The sequence below is a fragment of the Caulobacter hibisci genome (assembly GCF_016135805.1).
GTDB classification, from domain to species: Bacteria; Pseudomonadota; Alphaproteobacteria; order Caulobacterales; family Caulobacteraceae; genus Caulobacter; species Caulobacter hibisci.
The window spans coordinates 378,105-399,078 of the sequence record NZ_JADWOX010000002.1 but is presented as its reverse complement, the minus strand read 5'-3'; the positions used below and the strand labels follow the sequence as shown (position 1 = coordinate 399,078).

General features: G+C 71.1%; 19 protein-coding genes. 9 read left to right on the top strand and 10 right to left on the bottom strand.

Annotation, left to right across the window (positions count from 1 at the left end; translation table 11 throughout):
• The first annotated feature begins 33 nt into the window (after positions 1-33).
• The 3 genes from I4Q42_RS04930 (at position 34) to I4Q42_RS04920 (ending at position 4,416) form a co-directional block, all read left to right on the top strand.
• Positions 34-666, top strand: coding sequence for a hypothetical protein (locus tag I4Q42_RS04930; RefSeq protein ID WP_198574949.1), 633 nt, complete (start codon positions 34-36; stop codon positions 664-666).
• Positions 667-772: 106 nt separating this feature from the next.
• Positions 773-2,002, top strand: coding sequence for a flavin monoamine oxidase family protein (locus I4Q42_RS04925; RefSeq protein ID WP_198574948.1), 1,230 nt, complete (start codon positions 773-775; stop codon positions 2,000-2,002).
• Between the two features lie 89 nt (positions 2,003-2,091).
• A complete protein-coding gene (locus I4Q42_RS04920) occupies positions 2,092-4,416 on the top strand; it encodes an enoyl-CoA hydratase-related protein (RefSeq protein ID WP_198574947.1) in 2,325 nt (774 codons plus the stop codon).
• Between the two features lie 3 nt (positions 4,417-4,419).
• Here I4Q42_RS04920 and I4Q42_RS26475 read toward each other — a convergent pair whose 3' ends face one another.
• The 6 genes from I4Q42_RS26475 to I4Q42_RS04890 form a co-directional block, all read right to left on the bottom strand.
• Positions 4,420-5,613 (bottom strand): acyl-CoA dehydrogenase family protein, encoded by a 1,194-nt coding sequence (locus I4Q42_RS26475; RefSeq protein ID WP_198574946.1) that lies wholly within the window; start codon positions 5,611-5,613, stop codon positions 4,420-4,422.
• Positions 5,610-6,374 carry an SDR family NAD(P)-dependent oxidoreductase gene (locus I4Q42_RS04910; RefSeq protein ID WP_198574945.1) on the bottom strand — a complete coding sequence of 255 codons (765 nt, stop codon included), beginning with the start codon at positions 6,372-6,374 and terminating at the stop codon, positions 5,610-5,612. The genes I4Q42_RS26475 and I4Q42_RS04910 overlap by 4 nt, the downstream gene beginning before the upstream one ends.
• Positions 6,375-6,385: 11 nt before the next feature.
• Entirely contained in the window at positions 6,386-8,659 is a 2,274-nt protein-coding gene (locus tag I4Q42_RS04905; RefSeq protein WP_198574944.1) for a CaiB/BaiF CoA-transferase family protein, read from the bottom strand.
• Positions 8,656-9,078, bottom strand: a complete 423-nt coding sequence (locus I4Q42_RS04900) for a GFA family protein (protein ID WP_198574943.1) — start codon at positions 9,076-9,078, stop codon at positions 8,656-8,658. The genes I4Q42_RS04905 and I4Q42_RS04900 overlap by 4 nt, the downstream gene beginning before the upstream one ends.
• 161 nt (positions 9,079-9,239) lie before the next feature.
• Positions 9,240-9,926 (bottom strand): isochorismatase family protein, encoded by a 687-nt coding sequence (locus I4Q42_RS04895; RefSeq protein ID WP_198574942.1) that lies wholly within the window; start codon positions 9,924-9,926, stop codon positions 9,240-9,242.
• An 11-nt stretch (positions 9,927-9,937) separates the two neighbouring features.
• Positions 9,938-10,594 (bottom strand): hypothetical protein, encoded by a 657-nt coding sequence (locus I4Q42_RS04890; RefSeq protein WP_198574941.1) that lies wholly within the window; start codon positions 10,592-10,594, stop codon positions 9,938-9,940.
• A gap of 192 nt (positions 10,595-10,786) precedes the next feature.
• Between I4Q42_RS04890 and I4Q42_RS04885 the strand changes: the two genes are divergently transcribed.
• Positions 10,787-11,380, top strand: coding sequence for a CAP domain-containing protein (locus I4Q42_RS04885; RefSeq protein ID WP_198574940.1), 594 nt, complete (start codon positions 10,787-10,789; stop codon positions 11,378-11,380).
• Positions 11,381-11,489: 109 nt separating this feature from the next.
• On the opposite strand, the gene I4Q42_RS04880 is transcribed toward I4Q42_RS04885, so the two are convergent.
• Positions 11,490-12,683: a CaiB/BaiF CoA transferase family protein gene (locus I4Q42_RS04880; RefSeq protein WP_456298601.1), complete on the bottom strand. Its 1,194-nt coding sequence runs from the start codon at positions 12,681-12,683 to the stop codon at positions 11,490-11,492.
• Between the two features lie 135 nt (positions 12,684-12,818).
• Here I4Q42_RS04880 and I4Q42_RS04875 point away from each other — a divergent pair, with 135 nt between their 5' ends.
• From I4Q42_RS04875 to I4Q42_RS04860, 4 genes are all read left to right on the top strand, one after another.
• Positions 12,819-14,105, top strand: coding sequence for an MFS transporter (locus I4Q42_RS04875; protein WP_198574938.1), 1,287 nt, complete (start codon positions 12,819-12,821; stop codon positions 14,103-14,105).
• A gap of 87 nt (positions 14,106-14,192) precedes the next feature.
• Complete coding sequence (locus I4Q42_RS04870) at positions 14,193-15,431, top strand: class I SAM-dependent methyltransferase (protein WP_198574937.1); 1,239 nt, start codon at positions 14,193-14,195, stop codon at positions 15,429-15,431.
• The gene (locus tag I4Q42_RS04865) at positions 15,428-15,784 is read left to right on the top strand and encodes a hypothetical protein (protein ID WP_198574936.1); all 357 of its coding nucleotides are present in this window, start codon (positions 15,428-15,430) and stop codon (positions 15,782-15,784) included. The genes I4Q42_RS04870 and I4Q42_RS04865 overlap by 4 nt, the downstream gene beginning before the upstream one ends.
• A gap of 19 nt (positions 15,785-15,803) precedes the next feature.
• A complete protein-coding gene (locus I4Q42_RS04860) occupies positions 15,804-16,679 on the top strand; it encodes a VOC family protein (protein WP_198574935.1) in 876 nt (291 codons plus the stop codon).
• Positions 16,680-16,920: 241 nt separating this feature from the next.
• Here I4Q42_RS04860 and I4Q42_RS04855 read toward each other — a convergent pair whose 3' ends face one another.
• Complete coding sequence (locus I4Q42_RS04855; protein ID WP_198574934.1) at positions 16,921-18,762, bottom strand: alpha/beta fold hydrolase; 1,842 nt, start codon at positions 18,760-18,762, stop codon at positions 16,921-16,923.
• A gap of 163 nt (positions 18,763-18,925) precedes the next feature.
• Here I4Q42_RS04855 and I4Q42_RS04850 point away from each other — a divergent pair, with 163 nt between their 5' ends.
• Positions 18,926-19,642, top strand: coding sequence for an SDR family oxidoreductase (locus I4Q42_RS04850; protein WP_198574933.1), 717 nt, complete (start codon positions 18,926-18,928; stop codon positions 19,640-19,642).
• 217 nt (positions 19,643-19,859) lie between these two features.
• On the opposite strand, the gene I4Q42_RS04845 is transcribed toward I4Q42_RS04850, so the two are convergent.
• Both I4Q42_RS04845 and I4Q42_RS04840 read right to left on the bottom strand, forming a co-directional pair.
• Entirely contained in the window at positions 19,860-20,246 is a 387-nt protein-coding gene (locus I4Q42_RS04845; RefSeq protein WP_198574932.1) for a response regulator, read from the bottom strand.
• A 97-nt stretch (positions 20,247-20,343) separates the two neighbouring features.
• Positions 20,344-20,967: a glutathione S-transferase family protein gene (locus I4Q42_RS04840; protein WP_198574931.1), complete on the bottom strand. Its 624-nt coding sequence runs from the start codon at positions 20,965-20,967 to the stop codon at positions 20,344-20,346.
• Between the last annotated feature and the right edge of the window lie 7 nt (positions 20,968-20,974).

Here is a 20,974-nt window from a genome sequence, read left to right as displayed (position 1 = left end):
CTTTCTGGCCCCGCCTTCAGGGAGAGTATTTCGATGATGATCCGGACCGCCATCAGCGCCCTCGTCGCCGGCGCGGCCCTCGCGGGCGCGGCCTTGCCGACCGTGGCCTCGGCCCAGGCCTATGGCTACGGCCAGGGCTCGTACCAGGGCGCCTATCAGGGTGGCGGCGCCTACGACCAGGGCGGCTACTATTACGATCCCTGCCGTCGCAGCACGACCAACCGCGCCACCGGCGGCGGCCTGGCCGGCGCGGGCATCGGCGCGGCGATCGGCAGCGGCGTCGCGGCCCGCGGCGCCAAGACCGAAGGCGCGGTGCTGGGCGGCCTGCTCGGCGCGGTCATCGGCGGCAACATCGGCAAGAGCTCGGCCGCCTGCGCCCCCGGCGCGACTCCGCCGCCGCCTCCCCCGCCGCGCGCCTATAACGACCGCTACGACGACTATGACCGCGGTTACGACCGCAGCGGCGCCTATGACGAGGCCCAGTACGACCGTCGCGGCGGCTACAGCTACGAGTCCGAGCGCTCCTACCGGGTGACCGAGGGCCGCGCCGACGCCAACGGCTGCACCCTGGCCGAAAGCCCGATCTACCTGCCCGACGGCCGCACCCAGAAGCGCTTCGTCCGCGTCTGCCCCGACGCCTCGGGCCGCTACCAGGTCGTCGACTAGCTCTAGGATCCCCTCCCCGGAATCCGATACTGAAGGCCGTCCGCCCCGCGCGGACGGCCTTTTTCTTTGGCCGGAACCACCGCCCGCCGCCGCGATTGAGCCTCCAATGACCGAAGTCGACATCGCGATCGTGGGCGCCGGCGCGGCCGGCCTGGCCGCCGCCGGGGAAGTCGCCGCCAGCGGATGCTCGGGCGTGCTGCTCGAGGCCCGCGACCGCCTGGGCGGTCGCGGCTGGACCATTCCCTCCCCCGTCGGCCCGCTGGATCTCGGCTGCGAGTGGCTGCATTCGGCCGATCGCAATCCGCTGGTCGCCCGGTTCGAGGCCATCGGCCTGACCATCGACCGCACCCCGCCGCCCTGGTCCGACATCGCCGACAGTCCCGGCCTCAGCGCCCAGGAACGCGCGGCGTTCGGCGACGCCTTCATGGCCCTGGACGAGCGTCTCGCGGCGGCCGCCGAGGATGGCGGCCCCGACCGCCCGGCCGCGCAGTTGCTCGCGCCCGGCGATCCCTGGAACCCGCTGCTGAACGCCTTCAGCGCCTATTACAATGGCGCGGAGTTCGACGAGGTCTCGCTCCACGACTACGCCGCCTATCAGGACAGCGAGGTCGACTGGCGGGTGGCCGAGGGCTACGGGACGGGCCTGATCCGCCTGGCGCCCGCCCTGCCGACGCACCTGTCCCTGCCGGTGACGACGATCCGCCACGATGGGCCGCGCCTGGTGCTGGAAACGCCGCGCGGCGCGATCTCGGCCCGGGCAGCCATTGTCTGCGTGCCAACCGCCATCCTGACCTCGGGGGCTCTACGCTTCGTTCCCGAACTGCCCGACACGCTGAACGCCGCCGCCGGCCTGCCGCTGGGCCTGGCCGACAAGGTGTTCCTCCAGCTCGACGAGCCCGAGGCCTTCCCGCCCGAGAGCCAGCTGTTTGGCGATCCGCGCAAGACGGCCACTGGAGCCTATCACCTGCGGCCGCTGCACCGGCCGATGATCGAGGTGTTTCTAGGCGGCGCCCATGCCCGCTCCCTTGAGGGCGAAGGCCCCGGGGCGGCGGCCGCCTTCGCGATCGAGGAACTGGTCGCCCTCTACGGCTCGGGCCTGCGGTCGCGGGTGCATGTGCTGGCCCAGACCGCCTGGGCCGCCGATCCCTTCGCCGGCGGCTCCTATTCCCACGCCCTGCCCGGCCGCGCCGGCGATCGGGCTCGATTGGCGACGCCCATCGACAACCGGCTGTTCTTCGCAGGCGAGGCCTGCTCGCCCGACGCCTTCTCGACCGCGCACGGCGCCTGGCTGACCGGCCAGGCCGCCGGCCGCGCGGCCCTGGCGGCGCTTGCCTGAACGGCACCCTCGCCGGTCCCCGTCCGATCGATTACCTAGTTTGTACGCCGCCGGCACGAGCGCGCGACCAACGATCAGGGGGAAATCCGATGCAAGATCCTCGGCGGGTTCCGGTCATCATCGGCGTCGGCGAAGCGGTCGATCGCCAGGACGACCTGATCCAGGCGCTCGAACCCGTCGCCCTGATGGAGGCGGCCCTGCGCGCGGCCGAGGCCGACGCCGGCGGGCCGGTGCTGGCGCGGCTGGACTCGCTGGACCTGGTCGGCCTGGTCTCCTGGCGCTACGCCGATCCAGTGGCCCTGCTAGCCCAGCGCCTGGGCGTCGATCCGGCCCGCAAGACCAACGCCAGCATGGGCGGCGAGACGCCGATCCGCCTGATCCACGACGCCGCTGTCGCCATCGCCCTGGGCGAGGTGCAGGCCGCCGCGATCGTCGGCGGCGAGGCCGGCCAAAGCGCCGCCCGCGCCCGGCGTGATAAAGTTGTTCCTCCCTGGACGCCGCTGGCCTCGCGCGAGGACGCCGTGCGCTTCCCCTCCAGCCGCTTCGCCATGAGCCCGCCGGCCGTGGCGCTGGGCATGCAGGACCCGGCCCAGGTCTATCCGTTCTACGAAATGGCCGCCCAGGCCGCCTGGGGCCAGACGCCGGCCGAGGGCCAGGCGGAGTCCGCGCAGCTGTGGGCGCGCTACGCGCAGGTCGCGCGGGACAATCCCTCGGCCTGGATCCGCACCGCGCCCGACGCCGAGGCCATCGGCGCGGTCACCCCCGGCAACCGGCTGATCAACTGGCCCTATCCCAAGCTGATGGTCGCCAATCCGCAGGTGAACCAGGCCGCCGCCATCCTGGTCACCAGCCTGGCCCTGGCCCGCGAGCTGGGCGTCCCCGAAGACCGGATCGTCCACCTGTGGGGCGGGGCCGCCGCGCGCGAGCCCGAGGACTACCTGCTGCGCGACACCTACGCCCACTCCACCGCTCAGCAGACCGTGCTGGAGACAGCGGCGGCCCAGGTCGGCGGGGCCGAGCGCTTCGCCCATCTGGAGCTCTACAGCTGCTTCCCCGTAGTGCCGAAGATGGCGCTGCGCACCCTGGGGCTCGACCCGGCCAAGGTCAGCCCGACGGTGACCGGCGGCCTGACCTTCTTCGGGGCGCCGCTCAACAACTACATGGGCCATGCGGCGGCGGCGATGGTCCGGCGGCTGCGGAAGAACCCCGAAGACCTGGGCCTGCTCTACGGCCAGGGCGGCTACGTCAACAAGCACCACGCCCTGGTGGTCGGCGTGCGCCCGCCGCCGCAGCCCCTGGCGCAAGACTATTCGGTGCAGGCGGCCGCCGACGCCGCGCGCGGTCCCGTCCCGCCCCTGGTCGAGCGCTATGACGGCCCGGCGACGATCGAGACCTACACCGCCCGCTTCGGCCGCGACGGCGCGGCCCAGGACGGGATCGTCATCGCCCGCACCCCGGCCGGCCAGCGCCTGATGGCCCGCGTCGCGCCCGACGACGAGGCCTCGATGGCGCAACTGCTCTCGACCGAGCGCTCGGCGATCGGTGCGGATGGGCATGTGCGCACCGACGTCTTCGGAAACCTGGCCTGGGAAAGCGGGCCCAAGCGCCCGAGGGCCGCCAAGGCCGGGACCTTCGCCACGGTCGAGCGCGAGGGTCCGCTGACCATCGTCACCATCAACCGCCCCGAGGTGATGAACGCCCTGCACCCGGCCGCCAACGCCGAGCTGGCCGAGATCTTCGACGCCTTCGCCGCCGATCCCGACCAGTGGGTGGCGATCATCACAGGAGCCGGCGACAAGGCCTTCTCGGCCGGCAACGACCTGAAATACACAGCCGTGGCCATGGCCGGGGGCGAGGCTTTGCGCACGCCGCTGACGGGTTTTGCCGGCCTCACCGCCCGCTTCGACCTCGACAAGCCGGTGATCGCCGCCGTCAACGGCCTGGCCATGGGCGGCGGTTTCGAGATCGCCCTGGCCTGCGACCTGATCATCGCCTCCGAAGATGCGACCTTCGCCCTGCCCGAGCCCAAGGTCGGCCTCGCCGCCCTGGCCGGCGGCCTGCACCGCCTGCCGCGCCTGATCGGCCTCAAGCGGGCCATGGGCATGATCCTGACCGGCCGCCGGGTCGGCGCCCGCGAGGGCGTCGAGCTGGGCTTCGTCAACGAGGTCGCCCCGGCCGGCGAGACCCTCACCTTAGCCCGTCGCTGGGCCCAGGAGATCCTGGCCTGCAGCCCGATGTCGATCCGCGCCTCCAAGCAGACCGCCCATCGCGGCCTGGACGAGGCGAGCCTGGAAGCTGCCTATCGCGGCCAGGACGGCTACCCGGCCGTCAAGGCGCTGTTCCGCTCGGCCGACCTGCGCGAAGGCCCCCTCGCCTTCGCCCAGAAGCGGCCGCCCAAATGGACGGGGCGCTGAGCGCTACGCCTGGGCTTCACGCGCGGCGGCGTCGCGTTTGATCTTCTTGGCCAGGCTCCATTTGTGGACCTCGGTCGGGCCGTCATAGATGCGGAAGGCCCGCACCTCGCGGAACACCTGCTCGACGATGGTGTCGCCAGTCACCCCCGTGCCGCCCATCACCTGCACGCAGCGGTCGGCGATGCGCATCAGGGCCTCGCTGACCGCCACCTTGGCCATCGAGCTCTCGGTCACGCCCAGCGAACCAGAGTCGAGCACCCCGGCGCACCAGTCGATCATCAGCTCGGCTTGCTTCAGCTCGATCAGGTTCTCGGCCAGCATGAAGCCGACGCCCTCGTGGTCGATCAGCGGCTTGCCGAAGGCCTGGCGCTTCACCGCATAGGCCGTGGCGATCTCCTGCGCCCGCGTGCAGGCGCCCAGCCAGCGCATGCAGTGGGTCAGGCGGGCCGGCGCCAGCCGCAGCTGCGCCAGCTTGAAGCCGTCGCCGGGCTGGCCCAGCACCTGGTCGGCGGAGACCCGCAGCCCCTCGATCGCCACCACCGCATGGCCGCCGGGCATCGAGCTGTCGATGGTGTCGAGCACCCGCTCGATGCGGATCGCCGGGTCGGGCAGATCGACCAGGAACAGCGTCGCCCCAATACTTTCGCTTTGAGCTTCAGCCCTGGCCATGACGATACCGACCCTGGCCCCCTGCGCACCGGTGATGAACGCCTTGCGGCCGTCAATCACCCAGTGATTGCCGTCCTGCACGGCCGTGGTCTTCAGCATCGACGGGTCAGACCCCGCCCCGCCCTCATCGGCCGGCTCGGTCATGAAGAAGGCCGAACGCGCCCGCCCGGCGACCAGCGGATCGAGGAATCGCAGCCGCTGCTCGGCCGAGGCCACCTTGCTCAGCAGGTACATGTTGCCCTCGTCGGGCGCGGCGACATTGACCGCCTGCGGCCCCAGCGGCGACAGCCCCGCCGCCCGCAGCACCACCGCCGTCTCCCGATGCGAGAGGTGGCCGCCGCCGTCCAGGATGTGCGGCGTCAGCACCCCAGCCGCTCGGGCCTTGGCGCGCAGTTCGTTGATCAGGTCGTCGGACGGTCCGTGGGGACCACGCCGGGGATCCTGCTCATAGGGCGCGACGACCTCGCGGACGAAGGCCTCGACCTTTTTGGCGATATCAGCGCCCCTCGCTTCATCGTAAGCGCTCACAGCGACTGCCCGTCATCAATGGTGAAGTCCGCACCGGTGACGCCCTTGCTCTCGTCCGACAGCAGATAAACCAGCATCGTATCGAGGGCGTCCTCGTCCAGCAGTCGGCGGCGCGGCCACTTGCTCATCTGCTTGTGGCCGCCCTCGGTGTCGAACCAGTCGCCGGCCAGTTCCGAGCGGATGTAGCCGGGGCACAGGTTGTTGACGTTCGGCCCCGTCCGCGCCCACTCCCTGGCCAGGTGCCGGCCCAGATGGCTGACAGCGGCCTTCGAGGCGCTGTAGGCCGTGACGCCCGGCGTCACCACCTTGGCCGTGATCGAGGAAACCAGCACGATCCGCCCCCGCTCGGCCAAGCCCGCCGCCCGCATCCGCCGCGCGCCCTCGCGAGCCGTCAGGAACACGCCGCGCACATTGACCGCGAACACCTGGTCGAAGTCCTCGACGGAAAGATCCGTCGCCAGCCCCTCGACCTGGATGCCGGCATTGGCCACCACCCCGTCGACCGGACCGAAGGCGGCCTCGGCGGCGTCGTAGGCGGCGAGGGTCGAGGCCTCGTCGGCGACGTCCAGCGCCACCGCCAGCGCCTTGCCGCCGGCCTCGACGATGGCGTCGCGCAAGGCTTCCAGCCGGTCGACGCGCCGCGCCCCGATCACCACCGCCGCCCCCTCGGCGGCGACGATGCGGGCGAACCGCGCGCCAATGCCCGAGGAGGCGCCGGTGATCAGCACCGTGCGGCCGGCCAGTCTCTGGGTCGTGCTCATAGGATCGTGCCTCAAGTCTCGAACTTCACGGCGATCATCGTCTCGGGGCGGGCCGCGCCGCCAGCCTGTTCTGCGGCGGCCAGGACCTCGGGCTCGACAGGCTCCAGCACGCCGCCGGCCACGAGCGCCTCGATCCGCTCGGGCGGCAGGCCCAGCCAGTCGGCCACGACCTGCGCCGTGTGCTCGCCGACCAGCGGCGCCGGCCGCGTCGGCGCGTCGCTCAGGGCGCCGCTGCGGACGTGGACCCGCTCGGCCGTCACCGGCTCGGCCAGGTACGGATGCTCCTCGACGCGATAGAAGCCGCGCTCGCGATAGTAGGCGAAGTCCGGCAGCTCCGAGACCCGCAGCATCGGCGCCGCCGCGACGCCCGCCGCCTGCAGGACCTCGGCGGCGTCCTGCGCCGATCTCGCCGCGATCCAGGCAGCGACGGCCTCGTCTAGCCCCTGTTCCGAAACGCCGATCGCCGTCTCCAGCGCCCGCTGCCCGGCCTCGTCCTCGACGCTGACCACGCACCAGGCGTCGTCGCCCGCCGCCGCATAGACCCCGCCCCGCCAAACGTCCGGCGCGCGTTCGCCGAGGGACGCCCGCGCCACCTCGGTCGCGAAGTGGCCCAGCATCACCTCGGCCTGGGCGACGCTGGCGCGGCCGCCCTGCCCGGTGCGCAGCCGCCGGATCAGCAGGGCCGTCACCGCCATCGCCCCGATCCGACCGGCGACGTGGTCGGGATAGATGGTGATCGAGTCGCTGAAGCTCTCCGGATCATCGCCATAGCGCCAGGCCTGGGTCAGGCCGGTGGCGGCGCGCACCAGGGGGCCGTAACCCATCCGCTCGGCCCACGGCCCGCTGGCCCCGAAGGCTGAGCTGTCGGCCATGACGATGCGCGGATTGAACCCGGTGATCGTCGCATGGTCGATGCCCAGCCCCTCCAGCGTCCCCGGCTTGAAGTTCGACAGGATGACGTCGGCCTCGGCCGCCAGCTCCAGGAACAGCGCCCGCCCAGCCGGATCGCGCAGGTTCAGGCCCAGGCTCTGCTTGTTGCGATGGCCGGCGGCGAAGCTGGCCGACAGGCCGTAGGACAGGTGCGACTGCCGATTGCCGTCCGGAAAGGCGCGGCTCTCGACCTTGACGACCTCCGCGCCCTGGTCGGCCAGCAGTCGCCCCTGCTCGGCCCCGACGACGATGACGCCCAGATCCAGCACCTTCAGCCCCTCGAAGGCCCGCGCCCCAGGCGCGACGCCCAGCGCCGGCCAGGCCACGGACGGCGCCGCGCCCCCCTCGCGCGGCCCCATCCGCGCGCCGTCGATGCTGACCACGCCATTGGGGATACGGACCTTGCGTCCGTCGCGCCCCTCGACCTCGACCAGGGCCTGGCGGGCGGCGAGGTGGTCGGAGGCCATGAATTCATCCAGGCCCAGCACCGCCGAGATCGGCACGCCGTGCGCCTGGCCCTCGGCCTCCAGCTCGGCGCGGGTGCGGCCGGCGAAGAAGGCGGCGATGGCCGGCAGCAGATCCGGCGACCTGTAGCGCGCGGCGGTCTTGTCGAACTCGGGCGAGGCGAAGGCGGCCGGCTCGCCCATCCAGGCGAACATGCCCCGCCACTGCCGCTTGGCCAGCAGGCAGATCCGCACATGGCCGTCGGCGCACGGCAGGATCGGGTACTGGTAGCCCTTCGGCGGTCGCCCGCGCGACAGCAGGTGGGCCGGCTTGCCCAGGGTGGCGCTGCCGGCGATGCCGTAGCCGGGATCCAGGGCCTGCACCGCCCCATCGAGCGCCGAGAAGTCCAGGTGGTCGCCCCGGCCGGTGCGCAGGGCGTGATACAGCGACACGGTCAGGGCGTAGGCGGCCTGCGAAGCCGCGCACTGCCAGGCCAGATCCCCCGGCGGCGGCAGCGGCGCCCGCCCCCGGATCCCCGACCGCGACAGCTCGCCGCTCAGCGCATGCAGCACCAGGTCGCTGGCCCGCCAGCCGGGCAGGCCCGCGCCGGTCCCGAAGTCGCTGACGGTCATGGTGACCAGGGCCGGATGGCGTGCGCGCAGCCCCGCCAGGTCCACCGCCTGGCCGGCGTCGGCGACGATGATGTCGGCGGCCTCCAGCAGAGCATCGTCCGGCGCGCCCAGCCGGCGCTTGCCGGCATGGGCGACCAGGTCCTCCAGGGTGTCCGTGGGCGCATCGAACCGGACGACGCTCACGCCCAGCTCGGCCAGGTAGCGGGTGATCGCCGCCAGCGGCCCGCGCACCAGGTCGACGACCTGGATCCCGTCCAGCGGCCGCCCCGCCTGGCTCAAGCCCCCGGGCCCTTCTCGAAGCGCGGCAGGCCTTCGGGGATGGTCGCCCACGGCAGGGCCGAGCGGGTCCAGATGTGCATCTGAGGCGCAAAGCTCTCGGGTGTGTCGAGGCACCCGGCCTTGACCGCGATCATCTGGCGCGCCGCCGTCGGCACAGAGCGGATCGGCGAGCCGCACGCGCCGCAGAACTGCCGGTCGATGACCGCGCCGCTCTCGGTGTCGGGATCGAGCCAACTGGCCAGCTCGCCCTCGACGCTCATCGTGTCGGCCCGGACGATCAGGTTGACCGAAAAGGCCGCGCCCGACTGCCGGCGACAGCTGGTGCAGTGGCAGGCGATCACCGCGACCGGCGGCGAGGCGATGACATAGCGCACGGCGCCGCAGTTGCAGCCGCCGCTCAGAGGGCCCTGGTCGGTCATCCCTGCCTCCTCCCGAGGCCTTGTGGCCCTTCGTTCAAAGACTGGAGCGCCCCTCCCCCAGCGGAATGCAAGACCCCGCGAAGACGCCCGGGTCACAACCTGGAAGACGAGAACACTCGAGAGGCTGGAAGGGCCGACACGCCTTACAGGCGGCGCCCCCATCACCCCTTCAACCAGGCCGCGGCCTCTTCGACATCGACCACGTCGGCGTACTTCAGCTGCAGGTCGGTCAGGTTGGCGAAGTGGTAGCTCTCGTGCTTGTCGGCCACGCACTGCTCGGGAACGATGGTGCGGTAGCCGCGCGACAGGCTCTCCACGGCGCTGGCCCGCACGCAGCCGCTGGTCGAGCCGCCGGTCAGGATCACCGTGTCGACCTTGTGCCAGATCAGATAGCTCTGCAGCGGGCTCTCGAAGAAGGCGCTGGGCATGCGCTTGTCGTAGACGAGGTCGACCGCCGCATCGATCTCGACGCGCGGATCGAAGGCGTGGCGTTCGCTGTCCTGCTTGATGTTCTGCAGGCTGTCGGGGGTGTCGGTGCGCGTGCCCCAGACGCCGGCGTCGCCGCCGTCGGGCTTGTACATCACCCGCGTCCAGATCACCGGCATGCCCCGCAAGCGGGCCAGGGCCGACAGGCGGTTCACGTGGGCGATCTGGTCGGGATCGGTGACGTAGGCGCTCTTGGGGAACAGGTCGGGCCGGGTATAGGCCTGCTGGAAGTCGATATTGACCACCGCCGCCTTGCTGCCGAAGCCGAAGCGGGCGCGGGCCGGATTGGCCTTCACCGCCTCGTAGAGCTGCCGGGCGGTCTTGTCTTCACGCACCATGGTCGGTTCGAAGCGCAGGGTCATGGCGGGGGTCCTTAGGAAGGGGTCCAGAGGCCGAGGAAGGCCGCGCCGATCAGCAGGGCCCAGAGGGTCAGCACCACCGGCCGCGTGGCCTCGAGCACGGCGTTGATGGCCTTGTCGGTCTCGGGCGTCGGGCCATTGGTCATCATCGCCACGACCGGCGGCCCCAGCGGGGCCAGCTGGCGGCGGATCAGCAGGCCGCAGCCGATGGCAGTGGCCAGGATCAGCATCTTGATGGCGATGAACAGCGGCGCGTCCGCCAGGCCGACCAGGCTGGCCAGGCCGAAAGCGGCCAGGCCCGCCAGCACGATCCAGCGGATGAAGATGTCGATGCGCCGGATGCCGGCCTTGGGCGGGCTGTGGTGGATATGAATGCTCCAGGCCATGACCAGCCAGAACAGGCACAGGGCCCAGATCGCCGCCACGACCTCGGGCGGCACGTCCCACCAGCCCTTCAGCTTGGCCAGGGTCAGGCCCGTCGGCAGGGCCAGGATCAGGCAGGTGCGCGGCGCCATGTCGACATCGGCCAGCACCTTCAGCGCCAGGCCCCGCTCCTTCACCGTCCGGTCGGGCGCGGTGACGTAGCGCGAGACGTAGAAGGCCCCCAGGTCCCCGCCCAGCCAGTAGACGAAGACCAGCACGTGCAGCAGGGTCAGAAGGGCGAGAAGCATCGCGGAATCCGGCGGTTGTCGTGCCGCCTTGATGCCGCCTCGCCGGGCGCCATGGGGCGTGGTCGCCGGATTTATCGCCTCGCGGATACGCCCTGCACCGCGACATGGGCCGCGACGTTCGGCGGCGCCCCGCGAATCCGGAACTGCGTGCTAAGGCACGAACCGAGGGGCTTTTCGATCTTGTAGGTTCGTATGCGTACCCATCGTCGCTTAGGTCCGGCGCTCGCCGGCCTGCTGCTGCTCGCCTTGCCCGCGCTGGCCGCCGCCCAGACCCAGTCCCAGGCCGTCCTCGACGAGATCAACTACGTCCGCGCCAATCCCCAGGCCTATGCCCGCGAGCTGGCGCAAGGCCGGCCGGCCATGGGCGAGGATCCGGACGCCCTCGACGAGGCCGTCGCCGAACTCCAGCGTCAGCGCCCGCTGCCGCCGCTGGGCGCGGACGGGCGCATCGACGACGCCGCCCGCGATCACGTCAGCGCCCAGGCCGCGCGCGGCGACGTCGGCCATGGCGCGGCGGGAAGCCTGGGCCTTCGCCTGCGCAAGTACGGCGTCTATGCCGGCCTCTCGGCCGAGAACATCTCCTACGGCTACGACGAGCCGCGCGACGTGGTGCGCCAGCTGGTCGTCGACAGCGGCGTGCCCAGCCGCGGCCACCGCCGCAACATCCTGTCGACCGGCTACAGCCTCGCCGGCGTCGCCTGCGGCGGCCACCGGTCGTACGGCGCCATGTGCGTCATCGACTTCGCCGGGGCCCTGCCCGAGGGCGTGGCGCGGGCGGCGCGGTAGGGGCGAACCCTCGCCCTTCGACGAGCTCAGGGTGAGGTTTCTACTGAGCCGCAGCGCAAATTGTCCTCATCCTGAGCCTGTCGAAGGACGAGGACATGCACGGCGTGGGCTAGATCACCCCAGCGTTCGCCAGTTCGGCAATCTCGGCCTCGCTCTTGCCCAGCCCCGCCAGCACCGCCGCCGTATCCGCCCCCAGAGCCGGCGGCGGGCGCTCGACAACGACCGGCGTCCGAGACGCCCGGATCGGCGAGGCCACCGTGCGGATCGGCGCCGCCAGATCGTCCCGCGCCTGCTCGACCACCAGTTCCCGATGCACCGCCTGCGGCTCCTCGAACACCTGGTCGATGGTGTTGATCGGCCCGCAGGGCACGCCGGCCGCTTCCAGCAGGACGATCCAGGCCTTGGTCTCGCGGGTCGCCAGGATCGGGGCCATGGCCTGGGCCAGCTGCGCCCGCGCCGCCACCCGCTGGGCGTTGGTGGCGAAACGAGGATCCTCGGCCAGCTCAGGCGCTTCGGCGGCCCGCGCGAAGGCGCGGAACTGCCCGTCATTGCCGACCGCCAGCACCATCGCCCCGTCGGCCGTGGCGAACACCTGGTAGGGCGCAAGGTTCGGGTGGGCGTTGCCTAGGCGCTCTGGCGCGACGCCCGTGGCGAAATAGTTGCTGGCCTGGTTGGCCAGGACGGCGGCCTGCACGTCGAACAGTGCGATGTCCATGTGCTGGCCCTCCCCCGTGGCGCGTGCATGCAGCAGGCCGCAGAGGATGGCGTTGGCCGCGTAGAGGCCGGTGAACAGGTCGACGACCGCCACGCCCACCTTCATCGGCTCGGCCCCGGCCGCGCCGTCCGGCTGGCCGGTGATCGACATCAACCCGCCCATGCCCTGGATCATGTAGTCGTAGCCGGCCCGCGCCGCGTAGGGGCCGGTCTGGCCAAAGCCGGTGATCGAGCAATAGACCAGCCGCGGATTGATCGCCGCGAGACTCTCGTAGTCGAGGCCGTACTTGGCCAGGCCGCCGACCTTGAAGTTCTCGACCACCACGTCGGCCTCGGCGGCCATCTGGCGGATTAGCGCCGCGCCGCGCGGGTCGGCCATGTCGATGGTCACCGAGCGCTTGTTGCGGTTGGCGCAGGTGAAGTAGGCCGCGTCGCCCCTTCCCCCGTCCACCGTCTCGAAGAACGGAGGGCCCCAGGCCCGGGTGTCGTCGCCGACGCCCGGCCGCTCGACCTTGACCACCTCGGCGCCCATGTCGGCCAGGGCCTGGGTCGCCCAAGGACCAGCCAGCACGCGGGAAAGATCGAGCACCTTGACCCCCGCAAGGGCCGCCCCGGGTCGGGTGTCTGATCGCAAGGCGACTGCTCCGGATATTCCTGTTGCGGGCGACGTTTAACGCCCCAGGCTGCCTCGCCTACCGATCTGATCGCGGCGGGGCAAACGGCGATGGCGAAACTATCCGAAAACCAGGCTGGCGAATTTCGCAGGGGTTGGCCGCTGCTGCTCAGCGTCGTGCTGGGCGTGGGCCTGGGCTTGTCGCCCCTGCCCTTCTACAGCATCGGCATGCTGGCCCCGCAGCTGGCCAAGGAGTTCGGCTGGAGCTTCGCCTCGATCATGCTGGGCCTGCCGGTCGCCACCCTGGCCGTCATGATCGTCGGCCCGGTCATCGGCTGGCTGGGCGACAGGATCGGCGTGCGGCCGGTGGCGATCGCCTCGCTGGTGCTGTTCGCCTTCGCCTTCATGGCCTTTTCCCTGACCAAGGGCTCGCTGCCGCTGTTCTATCTGAACTGGGCGCTGATGGGCGCGGTCGGCGCCGGCACCCTGCCCACCACCTGGACCCGGGCGATCAACAACGGCTTCGAGGCCAACAAGGGCCTGGCCCTGGGCATCGCCCTGATGGGCACCGGCGTGTTCGGCTTCATGATCAAGCCGTTCCTGATGTGGATGATCGAGGCTCACGGCTGGCGCGCGGCCTATCTGGTCACCGGCGCCCTGCCCCTGGTCATCGCCCTGCCCGTCGCGCTGCTGGCCTTCAAGGACCCCGGCGTCGGCCGCGTCCATAGCGAGACCGCGCCGCTGCCGGGCCTGACACTGCCCCAGGCTTTGCGCGACCCGAAGTTCTGGCTGATCGCCGGCGGCTTCCTGCTGTTCTCCTTCGCCATCGCCGGCCCGCTGCCCAACCTCGAAAACATGCTGAAGCTCAAGGGCTTCACGAAAGCCGAGATCGTCAGCCTGGCCCCGGTCGTCGGCCTGTCGGTGATCGCCGGACGCGTGGCCGGCGGCTGGCTGGTCGACCGCTTCTGGGCCCCGGCTGTGGCGCTCGTTCTGCTGTGCCTGCCGGCCTTGGGCTGCCTGATCCTGCACGGACAGGACCCCGGCTTCAGCGGCGCCCTGCTGGCCATCGCGCTTGTCGGCGTGGCGGCGGGCATGGAGTTCGACCTGCTGGCCTTCCTGATCGCCCGCTATTTCGGAGCTCGGTCCTATTCGACCCTCTATGGCTGCCTCTACTGCGCCTATGCGGCAGGGTCAGGCCTGGGTCCCGTGGCGTTCGGGGCCGACTTCGACCGCAGCGGCGGCTACCAGCTGTCGCTACTGGTGGCCACCGGCCTGCTGGTGCTGGGCGGCCTGATCCTGCTGCCGCTGGGCCGCTACCGCTTCGCCGCCGCCCACGCGGTCGAGAACGCCCGGATCGAAGCGGCCGCCGGCGAGCGCGTCGCCGTCCCCGGCGCCTGATTTCCCGGCAGGCGGATTTTCGTGCCGAGGCGCTCCCGCGCGCGGCCCGACGGGCGCAAGCTGACGCCGATTGAGTAGGAGTGCGCCATGACCGGTCGCGTCAACGAGGGGCCGATCCAGGCCTATGACGGCCCGCCCGACTATCGCAAGGTCGGCCGCCACGAGGTCTTCCCGCAGATGTCGCACGACGAGGTCGAGCGGCTGAACGTCCTGGCCCAGCTCAACCGACACCTGTCGACCCGCCTCATCCCCGGCGTGAAACAGGCCTGGGAGACCCGCGCCCTGCCGGCCTTCGAAAAGGCCCACGGCCGCGCGCCCGAGGATCGCCACGAGGTCCGCAAGGCCCTGCTGAAGGATCCGGCCTTCCAGACCTGGTCGGCGCTTCGCCGCCTGACCATGGAACAGCGCCAGCAGGCCGGCCGCTGGACCACCCTGCGCCAGGCCGAGGAACTGGCCGCCAAGGCCGCCGCCCTCAACGCCGGTTCCGACCAGCTTGAGCTCGATCCGGCCTTGAAGATCCCGCGCTACGTGTCGGCCGTCGACCACCACTGCATGCCCGGCAGCTATCACGTCGAGCGCTTCGAGGGCGACGTCTCCGGCGGCGCCAACTACGACCACGGCGGCTTCGCCACCACCGGCGGCCTGCTCGGCCGCTTCTCCGACGGCGGCGGCCACGCCGTGGTCCGCTGGGTCAAGCGCCGGCTGCCGGACTTCAAGCCCAGGCGCATCCTCGACATCGGCGCCACCGTCGGTCACAGCGTCCTGCCGATCGCCCAGGCCTTCCCGGACGCCGAGGTCATCGCCATCGACGTCGGCGGGCCGATGCTGCGCTACGCCGCCGCCCGCGCCGCCTCGCTGGGCGTGACCAACATCCGCTTCGTCCAGGCCGACGGCGCCGACCTGTCGCGCTTCGAGACCGGCACCTTCGACTGGGTGCAGACCACCATGTTCCTGCACGAACTGTCGCTGACCTCGATGAAGGCCATCTTCGCCGAGAGCCGCCGCGTGCTGGCCCCCGGCGGCGTCGTGCTGCACGTCGAGCAGCCGCAGTACGCCCCGACCATGCCGCTGTTCGAGCAGGCCCTGCGCGACTGGGACGCCTTCTACAACAACGAGCCCTTCTGGAGCACGCTGCACGAGATCGATCTGGACGCCTGCATGGTCGAGGCCGGCTTCGCGGAGAGCGAGCTGATCCATGACGGCGTCACCGCCGTGGTCGACCGCGAGGTCTTCCCCGACGCCGCCGACGACGACAGCGAAGACTATGGCCGCAAAGCCGCCTGGCGCGTGATCGGAGCGCGGAAGGCTCCCAAGGAAGCCCAATGAGCATCGCAGACGCCCTGGCCGACGCCGGCGCCAAGCCCGCCGGCAAGCGCCCCTATTTCTTCGCCAATCCGGAAGTCGAGCGGGTGCTGGCCATCACCATGGCCGTGGTCCAGGAACTGGCCGTCACCCGCGCCCGCCTCGACACGCTGGAGCGCGTGCTGGAGGCCCAGGGCGGCCTCGACCGCGCCAGGATCGAGGCCTTCGAACCCTCGGCCGAAGCCGCCGCCGAGCGCGGCCTTTGGCTGCAGGAGTATCTGTCCCGCGTGCTGCGCATCGTCCAGCAGGAGGCCGAGGCCGCCGTCGCCACCGGCGATGTCGCTTCCGAAGACGTGGCCGTCGAGCTGCGCGACTAGCTTTTTCAGGATCAGATCGATGAACCTTCTCCGGGCCGCCACCCTGGTGACGCCGAACGTCGCCGCGACCGCGCTGCGCTACGCCCAATGGCTGGACTACACGGTGGTCGAGCAGGGCGAGGTCCCCGCCGACCTCGCCGCCAGCTGGGGCGCCCCGGCCAGCGCCGGCCGGCCCTACGCCGTGCTGCAGCCGGCCAGCGGCGCCGACGTCTTCCTGCGCTTCGTCGAGGGCGACCCGGTGCCGGAATATCGGCCTCTGCGCACCTACGGCTGGGCGGCGATCGAGATCTGCTGCCAGGACGTCATGGCCGTGAACGCCCGCATGCAGACCGCGCCGTTCGAGATCATCGGCCCGCCCAAGCGCATCGACGGCCTGCCGACCATCCACCCGATGCAGGTCAAGGGTCCCGACGGCGAGATCGTCTACCTCACCGAGATCGTCTCGCCCGGCAACGGCCTGCCCTATCCCGGCAGCCTGATCGACAGGCTGTTCATCCTCGTTTTGGCCAGCGACGACATGGACGCCAGCGGCCGCTGGTTTGGCCAGACCCTGGGCCTGGACGTCGGCGCGCCGATGACCATCGTCTACAACATGATCAACGACGCCTTCGAGCTCCCCAAGGACAGCCGCCACGCCCTGGCGACGGCCACCTTCGAAAAGGACGTCTTCCTCGAGTTCGACCAGTACCCGGCCGAGGCCACGGTGCGCCCCGGTCACCCCGGCGCCCTGCCGCCCGGCATCGCCATCTGCACCCTCAAGCACCCGAACTTCGACAGCGTCCAGGGCGACTGGATCGTCCCGCCCACCATCCGCGACGGCGCCGTCTACGGCGGCAAGCGCGTCGGCGCGCTGCGCGCGCCGGGCGGCGCGCTGGTCGAGGTGGTGGAAGCCTAAAACCCCTCTCTCATGGAGAGAGGGAGGGGCCCGCCGCGAAGCGGTGGGAGGGTGAGAGGGTGCGCCGTTGGCCGCGTGGATCTCTCACCGTTCCGACGACAGCAACGCGGCCATCAACAACTGAAAAACAGAAAAGGCGCGGCCGAACGACCGCGCCTTTTCCTGTGAGTGTGTAACCTCTCACCCTCCCATGGCTTCGGCGCGGGCCCCTCCCTCTCTCAAAGAGAGAGGGGCGCAACGACTACAGCGTCACCACGACCTTGCCGAACGCGCCCTTGTCGGCGCGGGCGTAGGCGCCTTCGATGGCGTCGAGGGCGAAGACGCTGTCGACCACCGGGACGATGCCCTTGGCGGCCACGAAGTCCGACAGCGCCTGGTGGTCGGCGCGCGAGCCGACCGAGATGGCCGTTGCGCGCTGGGCCATCATCACCATGGCCGAGGCGTCCAGCGTGCCGCCGAAGCCATCCAAGGCGCCGATGACGGCCACGTGGCCGCCGACGCCGACCGACGCCTGCGACTTGGCCAGGGTGCCGGCGCCGCCCAGTTCCAGGGCGTGCTGCACGCCGCCGAACGAGGCTTCCTTCACCGAGGCCTCCCAGTCGGGCGTGGTGTGATAGTTCACCGTCAGGTCCGCGCCCATCTGCGCCGCGCGGGCCAGCTTGGCGTCGTCGCCGCCGACCACGGCCACCTTGGCGCCGAAGGCCTTGGCGATCTGCAGGCCCCACAGCGAGACGCCGCCGGTGCCCAGGGTCACCACCCAGTCGCCGGCCTGGAGGCCGCCGTGCGTGACCAGCGAGGACCAAGCCGTGACGCCCGAGCAGGTCAGGGTCGCGCCCTGCACGAAGTCGAGGCCGTCGGGCAGCTTCACCACCCCGCCGGCCGACAGCACCACGTGCTCGGCCAGCACGCCGGGACCGCCGGCGCCCAGCGACGAGATCACCGCCGGGAAGGTGATGCGGCCGCCGGCCCAGTTCTGGAAGAAGGCCGAGGCGACGCGGTCGCCCACGGCCAGGCCCTCGACGCCGTCACCCAGGGCGACGATCTCGCCGGCGGCGTCCGACAGCGGGGTGAAGCCGTCGGCCTCGCCGACCGGATACCAGCCCTGGCGGATCATCACGTCGCGGCGGTTCAGGGCCACGGCGCGCACCCGCACCAGCACCTCGCCCGGACCCGGCGTCGGGACCGGCACTATGGACTCGGCCAGCTCGAAGCCCTGGCCGGCGCGGACGAGGGAGAAACGGCGATTGGTCATGGGCGGGGTCCACTGAAGGGGGGTGTTCGGAGGCGTGGTTTCGACGCCGGCCGCGAAGGCCAGCAGGGTCTCGGCGAAGATCTCGGGTTCCAGCTCGGGCGCGGCGACGCCGGTCTTGCCCTGGGTGGTGACCACCACGCCCGGGCGAGCCTTGCGGATGCGGCTGACGAAGCCGGCCAGCGGGTCGTCCGCCGCCTGCAGCACGGTCACCGGGCAGGTCACGCCCTCGAAGACGCTGGCGAAGTCCTGGTCGAAGATCGCTCCGAAGGCCTGGTTGCGGCCGTCCGGCGCGCCGATCGCGCCCAGGAATTCCGTCTGCACCAGCTGGGCGTCGAAGCGGGGCAGCATCCCCTTCAGCAGGCCCCAGGACTGGATCAGATAGGCGCCGTGCGCGTCGATCGGCGCGGACTGGCCGACCTGCTCGCGGAACATCTCGCGTTCGGCGGCGGTGGCGAACAGCACGCCGTTGAGCAGCAGCGAGCGCACGCGGTCGGGCGCGGCCGCGGCGATCTCGGCGCCGATGTGGGTGCCGGTATGGTGGCCGGCCAGGTGGAAACGCTCGACGCCCAGGGCGTCCAGGGCCGCCAGCAGCCAGGCGCCGTAGTCCACCGTCGAGGGCAGGCCTTCGGGCTTGAACGATTGGCCAAAGCCCGGCGTGTCCAGGGCGATGGCGGCGCGCTTGCCTGCCAGGAGGGCCAGCACGCCGTCGAAACAGGCCGAGCTGACCGGGGTGCGGTGCAGGAGCACGATCGGATCGCCGGGGCCGTCCACCCGGCGCAGATGCACCTGGCCGGCGGGCGTCTCGGCATAGGCCTTGCGAATGACGGTCAAGGGCGGCTCCAGCGGACTCTTCGAGCCTCGCTCCTAGACCCGCCCCCTCGCCGGCTCCCGGCGGCCGAAGCCGTTATCCGCACAGCGGCGAAGATCGCGGCCGCCCCGCCCTCGCCTTTCCGACCGGTTCAAGTCGGCGCAGCAACGCAGAAGAGAGCACGCCATGACCACGGTCCTGATCACCGGCGCCAATCGCGGCATCGGCCTGGAGCACGTCCGCCAATACGCCGCCGCCGGGACGGAGGTGATCGCCACCTGCCGCGATCCGGCCGCCGCGACCGAATTGCAGGCCATCGCCGACGCCCATCCGGGTAAGGTCCGGATCGAGGCCCTGTCGGTGAACGACCCGGCCTCCGTCGCCGCCTTCGGCGAGCGCCTGAAGGGCGTGGCGATCGACGTGCTCATCAACAACGCCGGCACCTACGGACCCATTCCCCTGCCAGAGGGCATGGCGCACCAGACCCTGACCGGCATGGACTACGAGATCTGGGCCGACATCCTGGCCACCAACGTCGTCTCGCCGTTCCGGGTCACCGCCGCCTTGATCGACAACGTCAAGGCCGGCCAGGCCAAGACCATCGTCATGATGTCCAGCGGCTTGGCCTCGATCGCCGGCAACCTCCACGGCGGCTCGCACGCCTATCGCTCGTCCAAGGCGGCGCTGAACATGCTGGCCATGGGCCTGTCGATCGATCTCAAGGCCGACGGCGTCACCGTCATCGCCATGGCCCCCGGCTGGACCCGCACCGCGCTGGGCGGCCCCGACGCCCCCTACTCCGTCGAGGAAAGCGTCGTCGGCCAGCAGAAGGTGATCGCCGGCCTGAGCCTGGCCGACAGCGGCAAGTTCATCGACCTGGCGGGAGCGGAAGTGGCCTGGTGATCCTTCCTTCAGCCCTGCCGTCGGAGAGGCTACGCCGCTAACGGCGCTACCCCACTCCGTAAAATCCCCGCGAAAGCGGGGACCCAGGCTTTTTCTGAAACCCACGGCGCTCGACGATAAAACACCTGGGTCCCCGCTTTCGCGGGGATTTTACGGAAGATGAGAGTTCACCAAGCAGACGCCTCTCCGCTCTAGGCAGCGTCTTCGGTGGCGCCCCCTACCGCAAATTCAGCACCCCATAGACCTTCTCCACCACCTGCTGCGGCGAGAACGGCTTGAGCAGGTAGGTCGTCGCCCCCGCCCCGATGGCGGCGGCGATGCGGTCGAGGCGCCCGTCGCCGGTCAGCATGACCACGGGCGTCTCGCGGTGCGCCTCGTCGGCGCGCAGCATCTTCAGCAGCTCCATGCCGTCCATGTCCGGCATACGGATGTCGATCAGCCAGATCGAGGGCTTGTCCAGCCCCGCGGCCAGCAGCGCGCTGCGGGCGGAGTCGAAGGCCTGGACCAGATAGCCGGACTTGGCGAGCGCCGCCTCGAGGAAGCCCAGCAGCAGCGGGTCGTCGTCGACCACGAAGACCCGCCCTTTGATCCAGCTGCGCTCCATGCGTCCTCGCTCGACTGTCCCCGCGAACCACTGTCTCACAAGGCTTTGCGAGCGAAAACGGCGCGGAGGTTGCAGGCGGGCGGGGTTCGCCCTGCCGTCAGCCGTAGGCCATGCCCCGCTGCACGCCGGCCCGCGCGCCGACGAAGGCCTCGTAGCGGGCCAGGTTCGGGTAAGGAGACAGCCCGCCTTCCAGCCGCTTGGCCGAGTTGGCGACCACCGGGAAGAACAGGGCGTCGAGGATCGTGAACCGCTCGCCCAGCATGTAGTCGCGGGTCGAAAGGCGCGCATCGAAGGCCGCCAGCTGCTCGTGGCAGTCGGCGATCGAGCGCTCGATCAGCCACGGCGTCTTCTCGGGCGCCAGATAGGTCGCCACGAACTGGTTGGTGAAGGCGCCGGCCACCGACGACGACACCGCCGAGGCCCACATCAGGAACTGCGCCTGCTCGGCCGGCCCCTTGGGCAGCAGCGCCCCGCCGGCCTTCTCGGCCAGGTACCAGGCGATGGCCAGGGTCTCGGAGACCACGATCGGCGCCCCGCCCGGCCCGTCCGGATCGACGATGGCCGGGGCCTTGCCGAACGGGCTCAGCGCCTTGTAGGGCGCAAGCTTGTGCTCGCCCGACAGCAGGTCGACGGGGGTGATGGCGTAGGCCAGCCCCGTCTCTTCGAGGACGATCCGAGCCTTCTGGCCGTTGGCGGTGTTGACGGTGTGGAACTGGATCATGGTCAGG